Annotated in this window: 12 protein-coding genes, 1 pseudogene and 1 riboswitch; of the genes and pseudogenes, 8 read left to right on the top strand and 5 right to left on the bottom strand. The window is 67.7% G+C overall.

Annotation, left to right across the window (positions count from 1 at the left end):
• The first annotated feature begins 34 nt into the window (after nucleotides 1-34).
• Nucleotides 35-283 (top strand): hypothetical protein, encoded by a 249-nt coding sequence (locus tag O7603_RS07375; protein ID WP_281574925.1) that lies wholly within the window; start codon nucleotides 35-37, stop codon nucleotides 281-283.
• A gap of 355 nt (nucleotides 284-638) precedes the next feature.
• Here the strand turns inward: O7603_RS07375 and O7603_RS07370 are convergent, their stop codons facing one another.
• Together O7603_RS07370 and O7603_RS07365 are read right to left on the bottom strand one after the other, a co-directional pair.
• A complete protein-coding gene (locus tag O7603_RS07370; RefSeq protein WP_281574924.1) occupies nucleotides 639-1,787 on the bottom strand; it encodes a hypothetical protein in 1,149 nt (382 codons plus the stop codon).
• Nucleotides 1,788-2,071: 284 nt separating this feature from the next.
• Nucleotides 2,072-2,899, bottom strand: coding sequence for a hypothetical protein (locus O7603_RS07365; RefSeq protein WP_281574923.1), 828 nt, complete (start codon nucleotides 2,897-2,899; stop codon nucleotides 2,072-2,074).
• Nucleotides 2,900-3,164: 265 nt separating this feature from the next.
• Here O7603_RS07365 and O7603_RS07360 point away from each other — a divergent pair, with 265 nt between their 5' ends.
• Both O7603_RS07360 and O7603_RS07355 read left to right on the top strand, forming a co-directional pair.
• Nucleotides 3,165-3,653, top strand: a complete 489-nt coding sequence (locus tag O7603_RS07360) for a hypothetical protein (protein ID WP_281574922.1) — start codon at nucleotides 3,165-3,167, stop codon at nucleotides 3,651-3,653.
• Between the two features lie 16 nt (nucleotides 3,654-3,669).
• The gene (locus O7603_RS07355; RefSeq protein ID WP_281574921.1) at nucleotides 3,670-4,080 is read left to right on the top strand and encodes a hypothetical protein; all 411 of its coding nucleotides are present in this window, start codon (nucleotides 3,670-3,672) and stop codon (nucleotides 4,078-4,080) included.
• Nucleotides 4,081-4,115: 35 nt separating this feature from the next.
• Here O7603_RS07355 and O7603_RS07350 read toward each other — a convergent pair.
• Nucleotides 4,116-4,485: pseudogene (locus O7603_RS07350) on the bottom strand (transposase family protein); the annotation flags it as partial.
• Between the two features lie 530 nt (nucleotides 4,486-5,015).
• Here O7603_RS07350 and O7603_RS07345 point away from each other — a divergent pair.
• From O7603_RS07345 to O7603_RS07325, 5 genes are all read left to right on the top strand, one after another.
• Complete coding sequence (locus O7603_RS07345; protein WP_281574920.1) at nucleotides 5,016-5,501, top strand: DUF417 family protein; 486 nt, start codon at nucleotides 5,016-5,018, stop codon at nucleotides 5,499-5,501.
• A gap of 310 nt (nucleotides 5,502-5,811) precedes the next feature.
• Entirely contained in the window at nucleotides 5,812-6,516 is a 705-nt protein-coding gene (locus O7603_RS07340; RefSeq protein ID WP_281574919.1) for a DUF4396 domain-containing protein, read from the top strand.
• A 188-nt stretch (nucleotides 6,517-6,704) separates the two neighbouring features.
• Nucleotides 6,705-7,007, top strand: coding sequence for a VOC family protein (locus O7603_RS07335; protein WP_281574918.1), 303 nt, complete (start codon nucleotides 6,705-6,707; stop codon nucleotides 7,005-7,007).
• Nucleotides 7,008-7,234: 227 nt separating this feature from the next.
• The gene (locus O7603_RS07330) at nucleotides 7,235-7,759 is read left to right on the top strand and encodes a GntR family transcriptional regulator (protein ID WP_281574917.1); all 525 of its coding nucleotides are present in this window, start codon (nucleotides 7,235-7,237) and stop codon (nucleotides 7,757-7,759) included.
• Nucleotides 7,760-7,776: 17 nt separating this feature from the next.
• Nucleotides 7,777-7,950, top strand: a complete 174-nt coding sequence (locus tag O7603_RS07325) for a hypothetical protein (RefSeq protein WP_281574916.1) — start codon at nucleotides 7,777-7,779, stop codon at nucleotides 7,948-7,950.
• A 339-nt stretch (nucleotides 7,951-8,289) separates the two neighbouring features.
• On the opposite strand, the gene O7603_RS07320 is transcribed toward O7603_RS07325, so the two are convergent.
• Both O7603_RS07320 and O7603_RS07315 read right to left on the bottom strand, forming a co-directional pair.
• Nucleotides 8,290-9,063 carry a C39 family peptidase gene (locus O7603_RS07320; RefSeq protein ID WP_281574915.1) on the bottom strand — a complete coding sequence of 258 codons (774 nt, stop codon included), beginning with the start codon at nucleotides 9,061-9,063 and terminating at the stop codon, nucleotides 8,290-8,292.
• A gap of 136 nt (nucleotides 9,064-9,199) precedes the next feature.
• Nucleotides 9,200-9,346, bottom strand: a riboswitch (cyclic di-AMP (ydaO/yuaA leader).
• A 763-nt stretch (nucleotides 9,347-10,109) separates the two neighbouring features.
• Nucleotides 10,110-11,042 (bottom strand): LysR family transcriptional regulator, encoded by a 933-nt coding sequence (locus O7603_RS07315; protein WP_281574914.1) that lies wholly within the window; start codon nucleotides 11,040-11,042, stop codon nucleotides 10,110-10,112.
• Nucleotides 11,043-11,643: the final 601 nt, after the last annotated feature.

Genomic DNA, 11,643 nt, shown 5'->3' with positions numbered 1-11,643 from the left:
CCGTCGTCGGGAGTCGCCACTTACTGGTCCCAGGATGGGTTACGAGATCGGCTTCCTCGTGTCAGGTCGTGACGATGACGGCCTGGTCGACGAGCTGCCCTCACTTCAACTCACGGACAAGCAGGAAGCTGCCTGGCGGCGGATCGTCTCGCGGACTCGGCAGGAAATCGGCGCTGCTGAGGTAGATCGGTACCGGACGCACCTTGAGCTGTGGCTGAGAGAACCGGCGATGCAACTGTGGTACGAGGGCGATTCCGCGTCGATCGAAGTCCCCTACTGGTAGACAGCGACGGCAGCCAGCGCGCATGGCGCCATCGCGACGGCGTACGCCCTTGCCCGCATTGTGGAGGCCGAGACCGGGATGCCGGGCGTGGATCACGAGGTGGACCAAGGAGTGCAGAACGACGGTCTGCCGCGGGCGGTGGCCCGGTACCGAGGCATTGGACAACACGTTCGTGCTGTGGTCGAGGGGGGAGCTCCGCAAGCAGGGCGTGTTTCAGACACCAACGTCGGCGAGTCCTGACCCACAGTCAGGTCGCGAGCCGGACGCGTACGGCTTTCGCGTACGCGGTGCCGCACTCCGAGGTCCAGCCATCCGTGATGACGGCGACGTCGCAGGCCACCGCCACGGATGCCGGCTATGGCGAGATCCGCACCTCCACCGAGCTGATGAACCACCGGAAGTCAGACCTGCTGTGGATGGAGACGTCGTTGGTGCCGCTCAAGTCGAACGACCGCGTCCCCGCGCACACGATCACGGGCTGATTTGCGGGCACCGGTCCGGCGCTGAACAGGTGCGCGAAGAAGTGGGCGCCGCGGCTGAGGTTCTCGCGGACATGGCTGGAATCGTCGTCGGTCTGCAGGTGGAAGGCTGACATCTGGGCGTACGAGGGCTCGGCAACGTTGGGGTGCAGGACGTCGAGCATCAGGAAGTTGCTCTGTCCGGTGGTCGAGTTCGACCATCCCCACTCGTTCTCCGTCCTCAACCGGTGCGTCGCCTCAACGCACTGGGCGTCGATGAGCACCTCGATCAGACCTGCCGTCGCCGGCGTGAAGGAGAAGGCTACAGCGCTGAAGCCGTCGGCCGAGGCGTAGTCGAAGTCGCCGGCGTCGCTGTTGTCCATCGTGACGGTGATGCCGACATCTCCGAGCGACGGATTCAATGTGTGCACCCGATCGACGATGAAGTTGTCATTGCGTACTGGGACGAAGCCGAAGTTGAACCCGAAGAACGGCGGACGGTGGACCTCCCACCGGTGCGGGCCCGGGTCGCCGTCCGGGACGATGACCCCCCACGGAAGCGCATGCGCGTGGAACGGGGACAGCCTCAGCCACCTGTCGAGGTGGCTGGACAGGTGGAAGCCCGGGGTGACGTGCTCATCCACCGGGGCGAGGACGTCGGTCATCGCCTCGTGGTAGTCCTCCCTGATCTCGGCAAGCTCGTCACGCCGGATCTTCCGGGTGCGCAGAAGCGCGTCGGCCTTGTGTTTTCGGGCCTCGTTCAGGTCTGCGAAGGTCGACTCCAAGCCGTGTGGCGGCTGGAGCAGGTCACGAAGCGCCAGCCGCTCCTGGCGCATCAGCGTCGTCAGGTCCTTCCAGTTGTCGTCCCCCAGCAGGCGACGCAGCCGGTCACTGGCGCCGGCCGCCACCTCCGCGGCCTTGCGGTTGCGCTCCGTACTGATCGTTCGGAGGCGCTCCTCGCGGTCCTGAATCGCCGCGTCGGCTATCCGCTGGGCTTCGGCGGGAAAGTGACGAAGATTTTGGCTCGTGGTGTAGGTCTTGAGCATGGTGTGCCCCCTGAAGGTGGGCGAGGATTGCCCGGAGAATATGCACGTCCCGCGCTTGTGGAGCAGTCGATGTCCACGATGTGCTGAAACGGGCCGCGCCGGGACGTGACCTGGACGTTCGAAGATCGCCAGGAAGCGGGGATCGAGCCGATGACCGTCGAGGCGTTGGGCGTGAGGAGCCCGTTGTAGGAGACGTCCCGGGCGGTCACCGCGCCCCGCGACGGGATTTGCGTTTTTGCGGCGCGTGCCGCGCACGAATCGACGGCTTGCATCGACGGGAGCGCCTACGCCACCGTCCGGTCGCGCCAGCCGTTCGCCTCGTCACCGCTGGCCATCGGCGTTTCGCGCCGCCAGGGCATCCCGACTGGCGGGCGGATCGGGCCGGAGAGGTCGCCTCGAATGACGGCGGCGCCCACAACGCGTTCGGTGCGGCGCCGACGCATGCGCAGGGCCGACGCGGTCACGCCCATCTCGGCGGCCAGGTGCTCGATCAGCGCGTCGCCGAAGCGGGTAGCGCTGATCAGCTCGGCGGCTTCAGGGGTGATCATGCCGGCGGCGGCTGCGCGGCCGAGCAGCAGGTCCGGGTGCCCGTACGGCATCCTCGGCGACCGTGAGCCGCCGGCCAGGTCCAGCGGAAGCTCCTCGCCTTCGTCGGCTTTGACCACTGCGGCGCCTGCGCGCCATGCGGCCCAGCACAGCCGCAGCCACAGCCGGGGCGGGGCGAGGTCCGCCGTGCGCAGTGCCTGCAGGAACCCGGCCAGGACTTCGGAGTCGACGTCGTCGGCGTGCCGGGTGTGTCCGCGGCTGATCCTCGCCGCGAGGTGCGTCAGCGCGGGCAGCGCCACGCCGATCGCGCCCACGACCCAAGCGGGTCCCGATTCGCGGGCGTGTTGGGCCAACTGCCGCCACAGCTCGTCGGTGGTGGTGCTGTCGTAACGTTCGTACACCAGCAGCTTGCGCAGCTCGTCCAGCGGCATTGTCGTATCCGGCAGACCCGGTATCGGCCGGGCGTCGAACGTCAGCGGCGCGGGTTCGCAGGTCAGGAGCGCGGATGCCTTCTCGGCGGTGGTCAGCGCCGTGTCGGCAGTCCTCGTACGGATGGTCGCTGCCATGGGCTCGTCCCCTCTCGATGGGAGCTTCGCCACTGCGAGGGCTCCGCGACCTCGATTGGGACAGTCCGACCTGACAGCACGAGCGTTTGTCAGACCGGGACAGGTCGCGTCAGGTTCGCTGCGGTGAGGATCCCGCCCGCCTGCTGACGGGGCTGTCCGACGGCCGGCGTGACAGGTTCTGTCGGGTTGGAAGAGGGTTCGACTGACCTGTCGGCGGCGCACTGGGAAACGTCAGTACGCCCGCCGGCCGGGGGCCACCATGCCCATGACCGACAGCAACCATGACGGCGCGCCGGTTCCCGTGGGGGACGTGGTGCCCGGCGACCCGCCCGTGCCGATCACCGTCTGGCCGGTGCCCGCCCCGCAGCGGGACGAGACCCTGTCCGACGCGATGGGTGTGCGGCTGGTTCACAACCTCACCCACCGGTCTGACCTGATCATCGACCTGACCCAGGGGCCGCAGCTGGCCCACGCCATCACGGCCGCCCGCCGCCGCCGTCACCTGCTGGGGGCGCGCTTGATGGGGTGGGGGAGCGGGGTGGCGATGCTGATCGTCACCGGTTGGCCACTCACCCGCGGTGCCGGCGCCGGGACACGGGTCGAGTTCTTCGCCCGGTGCCGGGCGAAGCTCCTGCCCGGCGGGTGCCTGGCGGTGCTGCTGGGGCACGACGATCCGGCCTTTCCAACGTGGTCTCGGTGGGAGTGCCCGGCGGCGGTCAATGGTCCGGAAGGGTCTGGCCCCACAGCATGGTGAAAGCAATCATGTCAGCGTGAAGCAGTATCGGAACGTCGGCGACCCGCTCGACGGCGCCGACGTCGTGCTCATCGGGCTGTTCTCGGCCAAGGAGAAGCAGTACGAGGTCCGGCTCGACGAGCTTGCCGCCTTGGCCGAGGGCCGCGGTAGCCGGGTGGTGGGCCGGTACGTTCAGCGTCGGGGCGCCTCCGACCGGTGGAACGAGCGTCCCGGCGGGGCTGTCCGGATGTCCCGGCCGTTCTCCCGACGGACGTTGCTGACGCACGGGAAGCTTCGCGAGATCGCCGCGGCGTGCCGAAAGGCGGACGTCGACGCTGCGGTCTTCGTGAACACCCTGACACACGTCCAGCGGACCGTATTGGCCGACATCCTGGGCTGCCTCGTATTCAGCGGCGACGACCTCGCCGCCCCTGGCGGGACCGGGTAGCGGGCGGGCCGCCAAAGGCAGTACAGGGAGCCATGTCATTCCGCGAAGCGGTCGGCCTCGACGTGGTGCAGGTCCAGGATGGCTTGCACGATGGGGGTGGCCGAGGTGGGCAGCAGCGCAGCTTGGCGAGGATTTTCCAGGTCTTGAGCGTGGCAACGGCCCGTTCGCCGCGGGCGCGGATCTTCGTGTGTGCCCGGTTGACCGCCTTTTTTGCCGGCGCGACAGTTTCGGCCGGCAGCGGCGCCGCTTGAACGGGGTGCGCGCGCTGCCACGGGCGCCCTGGTATCCCTTGTCGGCGAAGGTCATTACGTTAGCGCTGGTCCGGGCATCGATCACGCCGTGGGTGCGGGCAGTGGTCAGATCGTGCGCCGAGCCCGGCAGCGCCGGTGACGCCCACATGCGTCGCGCGGTACGCGGCGGATTGCCGCACGGCCACGTGTCTGCTGAACGTCCATGGATCCGGCTTGTGGGCGGTGGCTACCGCCAGGCCCGCCTGGACGGTGGCGTAGGAGAGGTTGATCGGCCGCCGCGACGCCGGTCCAACGGCCGCCGAGGCGGTCATCAGTTCCTCAAACTGCGGCATGGCGGCGGGGAACGCGCCTCGACGGGACGACGAGGCAGGTGTTCGCCTTGAGGCTCCTCCTTCGTTTCAGGAGCGCATGACGGAGCAGTATCCGGGCAACGGGCATGTCGCGCGTCCCTGACTGGCCGGAAGGGCTGAACGCCGACAGAGTCGGCGACGCTTCGTCGCCGAGATGGCAGACGGGCGCGGACCGGCAGGGACGAAGCGCCCAGAACTTGTAAACGAGAAGTCGCCAACGGCGATCCACGTCGACCACAACCGCCCTTCGTCGCGCCCTCGGTGCGTGTGGTTGGTCCTAGCGGGTAATGGTCCACAGCGCGCCGACCGTCGACACAGCGATTAGGAGCGAGCGATGGGCACACGACACGCCGCCGCCGATGACCTCGCCTCCGTAGGCTTCTCGGTCCTGCGCGGCGCGCTGGCGACGAACATCTTGTGGATCGGTGCGCTCAAGTTCAAGCAGTACGAGGTCGAGAACGACGAGCCCCTGGTCACCTCGAGTCCGCTGTTCTCGCGGCTCCGCGCGAAGCTGGGCGCACAAAAGCTCAACCGACTCATCGGGGTCACGGAGATCACCCTGGGCTCTCTGATTGCCGCGAAGCCGCTTGCGCCCAGAGCGTCGGCGATCGGTAGCTTCGGGGCGATCGGGATGTTCCTCACCACGCTCAGCTTCCTGACCACGACGCCCGAGGCTCGGCAGGAAGGGCAGGGGTTATTGAGCCTTTCTCAGCTGGGGCAATTCCTGTTGAAAGACACAGTGCTTCTCGGTGCCGCTCTCCTGACAGCTGTCGAGTCGCTGCGCGCGGCCTGCGCTGCTGACCGCCCCCGGACGTTGTGACTCAGGAGGCCTGGCCCTGTTCGACTGGGCTTCGCGCTCCCTCCTGACGCGACGCTAAGCCGCTCGGGCACACCCGAAGAGAGGAAATACGTCATTCTCACTGCTGGCTGGGCTTGGCGTGGGCGCCGCGCTCGCACTCGTGGTCATGATCGTCGCAGGTTTCTGGTGGCGTACGGGCCGCGACCTGGAGCCGCCGCACGGTACGGGACGCCTCGTAACCCGGTCAGGCGCTGGCGTTCCGCACGTGATGGTGGAGCCTGTCATATCCCCCTCACCGGCATTGCATTGAGTTTCCTGGGGTGAAAAGGAGATGGTTCTGCAACCAACATGGCTCGTGGTGCTCTCGTGGGCTGTGCTCATTGTGGGCTTTGCCAGCACCGTCGTCATCGTTGCTGATCACCTTGTTTTTCGATATCGTCAGCCGGTCAAGGTCATGGAGATTGTCTGGCCAGCAACCGCCCTCTACTTCGGCCCAGCAGCCGTCCTGGCCTACCGACAGTGGGGTAGACCCCAGTCTCCCCGCTGGCTGAAGCGGCACCGCACCCCGCCCAGAAGGCCGCGACATGCTGCCGGGATAATCGAAACCTTACATTGTGCGACGCATTGCGTTCTGGGTGCCATCATTGCTACCGTCTTCGTCTTCGGCTTGAGCTTCGAAATATTTGACAAAAGATTGTGGCCAGAATTCATCGGCGACTACGTAGCTGCAGTGGTGGTAGGCGTTGCATTCCGCTACTCCACTGAGGCTGACACGGGTGGTCGAAGAGCGTGGGCCGCAACGCGAAGATTTCTGAGGGGAGACCTGTTGAGCGTGTCCGTCTTCGAGTTCGCCCTGTTAGGTTGGCTGGCGCTGATGGAGTTTATGGTTTTCCACGAGACCCTGCAGCCTAGTAGTCCGGTGTTCTGGCTCATTGTCCAGATCGGGTTGATCATCGGCTTCTTTGCCGCTTGGCCGCCAACCCTGTGGCTGATCCGCCGCGGCGCCAAAGCGGAACTGCTGGGCACGCCGCAGTAGGTGGTGCTGCGCCGGCGCCGTGGCGAAATGCTCGGTTCCTGTTCCGCCGGTCACGGTCGAACCGTTGACCACGCTCACCGTCGCCGAACGCCGGGATCTCGACGACCAGGTAGACCGTATCGGGGAGATCCTGGAGGGCAGACCGCAGCTGGCCATCGGTACGGTGGCCGTGCGTATGTGACGGCGCCGTGCCTGACCTTGGCTTTACGCTCAACACCAGCGCCGGCCCCGCCTTCGCCGACGTGGTCCGTGGACCGCTGCGGCTGCTGCTGTCCGGACCCGCCAGTTCCGGTGCCCGCGCCACCCCCGCCGACGCGACCACACCGGGTCGCAACCGCATCCACCTGATCGTGGAGAGTCTGGACGCCGAGATCGATCGGCTCCGTGGCGCCGGGGTGTCGGTCCGCGGAGATGCGATCTCCGGCCCCGGCGGGCGACAGGTCCTGCTCGCCGACCCCGCCGGCAACCTGATCGCGATGCGTCACAGATGAAGTCGGGTCGCGCGGGGTATCCAGGTAGGCGCGCACCTCGACGGAGAGCGACCCAGTTCCAGTGGCAACCGTCGGCGGCCCGCGATCAACCGAGCGGGTCCCGCCGCTTGACGCGTACCCCAGGTAGCCGTCCTTCCGTCACGGTGCCTGCGCGTTCCGCCGGCACCGAACTGCCCGTGTCGTTGCCGAACACGCCGCCGCTGCCTCAGGAATGAGATCGTTGGCGGGTGGCGGAGTCACTTGACCTGCACCTGGAGTTCGATCGGGGAGCGGGCTTCCCGAGTCGTTCGCTGGAGAACGCGTTACGGGACAGCATCCGGACCGGCCGGTTGCGGGCCGGCTCACGTCTGCCGGGGAGCCGGAGCCTCGCCACCGACCTGGGCCTGGCCCGCGGCACGGTGGTGCAGGCGTACGCGCAACTGGTGGCGGAAGGGTGGCTGGTGTCGGCGCCCGGCTCGGGCACCCAGGTCGCGGACGTACGCCACGATCTGCCCGACTCGCGGCGGCAACCGCGGCCGTCGACGGCGTCCGAGCCGGTCATCGAGTTGCGGCCGGGGATTCCTGATCTCGGTTCGTTCCCGCGAACGGCCTGGGCGACCAGTGTCCGCCGCGCCATGGCGACGGCGTCGCGCGGCACGCTGGACTACCCCGAGCCGACGGGCCTGCCCGTACTGCGAGCGGAGTTGGCCAGCTATCTCGCGCGTACCCGGGGGGTGCGCTGCGACCCGGACGCCGTGGCGATCGCCAGCTGAACTATGCCCTGCACGTCATGGCAATCACCCAAACCCAGCGGCCGAGCCCGGGCAGGGACTACTACCAGCGCAAACGCGCGGCCGGGAAGACCCACAAAGAAGCCATGCGCTGCCTCAAACGACGCCTCGCCGACGTCGTCTATCGCACCATGATCACGGACACGGAGACCTCTCTGTTGCCGACGGGTTGACACAGAGAGGTGCCGTTCGTTTGACACCCCCCTGAGGGAGCAGCCTCGCCGGCAAGTGATCGTCACCAGCCTGAAGATCACGATTGCGCTGCGAATCCAGAAGGGCATCCGCACGTAACGCCCCCACGCCAGCACTGAGCAGGTCGCCGCCATCGTCGCCCGCGGGTGATGATCCTCACCGCCGCCTACACCGGCATGCGCTGGGGCGAACTCGTCGGCCTCGCCCGCGACCTCGACCTCACCGCAGGCACCATCTGCGTCCACCCGGACGTCGGAGCCCTCCAGACGGAGCGGGCACGCCCCGCGAGCGGCACTCTCGGCCGCGCGCGGGGCGTGCGGTCAGGCGGAGTAGCCGCGGGTGGCGATCCAGTTGGCCATGTCGATCGTGCTCATCCAGTAGGTGTTGGAGCCATACATGCCGGAGGCGTCGGCGACCTTCACGGCGCGCCCATCGTCGCTGTAGCCGATGAGGGTGACGTAGTGGCCGCCCGCGAAGTCGTGCCAGACCCCGCTGGCGTCGGTCGCGCCGCCGATGACGTTGGCCACCACGGCATGGCCGCTGCTGGTCGCGTGTACGACCTCAGCCTGCAGTTGGTCCATCTGAGCGGGCGTGGCTTCCTGACCCGTGATCTCCTTCGTCTGGTACATCTCGGCACCGATCGCGTCATTGAGCATGCGGGTCGTGTCGAAGGCGGAATCGGTGCCGTGGACCGTGGTGCCCAGCCCGGCGGCGAGTTTCTCCTGGCTGACGTCGATGCTGAGGGCAGTCAGTGCGTTGTGCACCGCGGCTGGTCCGCAATAGTAGAAGTTGATCTGATACTCGAACGAGGTGTCCAGGATCTTCTCGGACGGGACCGTCGGAGCCGCGGGTTGAGCGGTGGCCGTGGCCGGATCGGACCCGGCCGTGGCCGTGGCCTTGGCGGGCGCGACATCGGCCATGACCAGCGAACCCGAGGCGGCGGCTGCCGCGCCGGGAGCGGTGGGCTCATGCCCAGGAGCGCTGGCCACCGCGGCCGTGGCGGCGGTTACCAGCACGGCCAACAGCGGCGCCACTCTATGACTGCGGTGCAACATGGCGCGTCGAAACAAATTGCGAGAACGTTCCTCAGTCACGATGATCCCTCGAATAGCCTCAATTATCGGACGTAATGGGCCAGAACAGTTGACGAAACGGCCTTACGCCACCCCGGATGGCACGGCGGGGTGGGAGATTTATGCGTCGACCAGCCGGAGAGCAGAACAAATGCGTTTCTCCTTCCGATGTCGCCCTACCGGACTAGCTGACGGGTTCGGGCGGGAGGATGCGGCCGACCATGACCGTCGGGCCCGCGGGTGCACCCCCGATGTTCGGTTGATTTTCCCGGCTCGCATGATCGCGATTGGGCGATCCGGCCCGAGCGTCATCGCGTAGATGACTCGACGACCCGGTCGGACGTACGACGCTACAAACTTGACTTCTCGCCTGCAAGCTCCATCGTTATGGCAGCTATAACTCGCTCGAATCGCGCGACAGAGCGTCTTCAGCTAGTATGGTCCGGCGCGATTTGGCCGGGCCGTTTATCGGCGCACCGTCCTACGGCCGCGGTTGCCGCAGCGATCGAAATTTCATGGGCGTAAATGGGGCTTGGCAGAAACCGACCGTCAGTGGCGTCGATCACCGCGCGGAAGATTTGCTCGACCACGCGCGCCGTTGGGTCGCCCGTAGTGGGCACACCTTTCGTCGGGTGCGGTGAGGTCGACGGCAGAGATCTCGTCCATCGGCCCGCAGGCATACTCTCGTCGATGTACTGACGGCTCTGATCCGACATTTCAACCTGCGGTAGGGCCGGACCGTTCGGTTTGATCCGTTGTGATTCGCGGCCCGTGGCCATGAGGATGTCGGCAACGGCCTTACGAGTCCGGTGGAACCGCAGACGAAACGCCCCGGGTGCAGTTCAGGTTGCCAACCGTGGCTGCTAGCTCTGGTCAGTGGCGGTTGCCGCGCTGGCCGGCCACGCCTCCAGCAGCGAGTCCAGCATCGGATGCAGCCTCTCCGCCGGCGGGTGCCATGGCTTGAACAGATAACGGTCAAGATCAACCGCGTCGATCGTCGCGTCAGTCTCGGCCTACACCGTCACCAGCACGTGCCGAGCGGCGGGAAACAAGTCCGTGGCGGGCCGTCATAATGGGCGGGCCTCGGCCGCCGCCGGGAGATGGTCCGTCCCCTGCGCCCCGAGGGCGGCGACCAGCCGGCCGAGGTCGCGCCGACGGGAACTGGCCGGCCACACCGCCCACGTGCGGCGGATCAGGGGGTGCCCGACCAGTGCCGACCAGGTGATCGTGCCGGGCAGTGGCGGCGACCATCCGGGCGGCGCCAGCGCGAACGCTCCGCCGGCGGTCACCGCCGCCAGCTTCACCTCGGGAATCAGCGCCTGCCCTTCGGGTGCGGGGGGTCCGAGATCCAGCCCGTGGCTGCGCAGGATCGCGGTCAGCTCGTCGTACCAGGCGGGGCTGCCCGACCGGGGGAATCCGACCCAGTTCAGCCCGGCGAGGTCGTCCAGCCGGATTCCGTCCGGCCCGGCGAGCGCTGCGGCCCGTTCCGTTGCCAGCAGCACGCCCAGCCGTTCCTCCACCACCAGGAAGGCGTCCAGGTCCGTGCCGATCGGGTGTTCCCGAACCAGCCCGACGTCGAGATCTCCGGCGTGCAGCGCCTCGAACTGCGCCGCAGTGGGCATGTGCCGGACCTGCACCCGGGTCTCTGGATGGGCCTCGGCGAGGTCGGCGAGCGGCCGGGTCAGCAGGTCGGCCGGGAGCTCCAGCGGGATCCCGAGCCGCAGCATACCGCCGCCCGTCGAGGCATGCCGGTTGACGACGGCCACTGCTTGGTCGTACCGCGCGAGAACCGCCCGCGCCTCGGCCAGGAGGGTCATGCCCGCCTCGGTGGCCCGCACGCCGGTGCTGCTGCGGACCAGGAGCCGCAAACCGAGCTGCCGTTCGAGGGCGTTGATCGTCTGGGACAGCGCGGGCTGCGTCACGTGCAGCCGACGGGCAGCGGCGGAGAGACTCCCTTCCTCGACGACCACGACGAACGCCCGCATCTCCCGTAGTTCCACCGCCCTATCAGACCACGCAAACCGCACTATTCCTCGCCACCCGTAGCAAGCCGCCACCGCAAGTCTGCGCCTGCACGTTTGTTCAGGACTCGTCGTCACACTGCGCATAGCTTCCGACTCGCGCCTGCCCTTGCGATGGACGTCGGCACCGGTGCCCGCCCGCGACACGTATTCGCAGCGCTGCATGCCCGCGGCGCGACCCTGCCCGCCGGGTGCGGTCCCACCGTCGGCATCGCCGGCCCCCCTTGGCGGCGGGACCGACCTGCTCGGTCGCAAGCACGGCCTGACCTGCGATCACCTCGTCGGCGCACAGGTCGTACTCCCTGACGGAACCGTCGTGGACTGCCACCACGACCGGCAACCGGACTTGTTTTGGGCCCTGCGCGGCGCGGGCGGCGGTCGCGGTGAACTCCTCTTTCGCGATAAGGCCACCCTGCGCTTGCCGAGTGAATCGGGCATCGATCCAGCCGAGAACGCGGCTTTCACTTCCTCGCCGGGGAGCACCTCGGAGTCAAGGACCTCGTCCCCCCGGCGCTCGACTCCGTCCCGAAGGCAGTTGACCCCGGCTGCGCCTAGCTGCCCGCGATGGAACGCCGGCACT

The sequence above is a fragment of the Micromonospora sp. WMMD812 genome (assembly GCF_027497215.1).
Classification (GTDB): Bacteria; Actinomycetota; Actinomycetes; order Mycobacteriales; family Micromonosporaceae; genus Micromonospora.
Note: the sequence above shows the minus strand (reverse complement) of the source record. Positions and strands in the feature narration are given on the sequence as shown.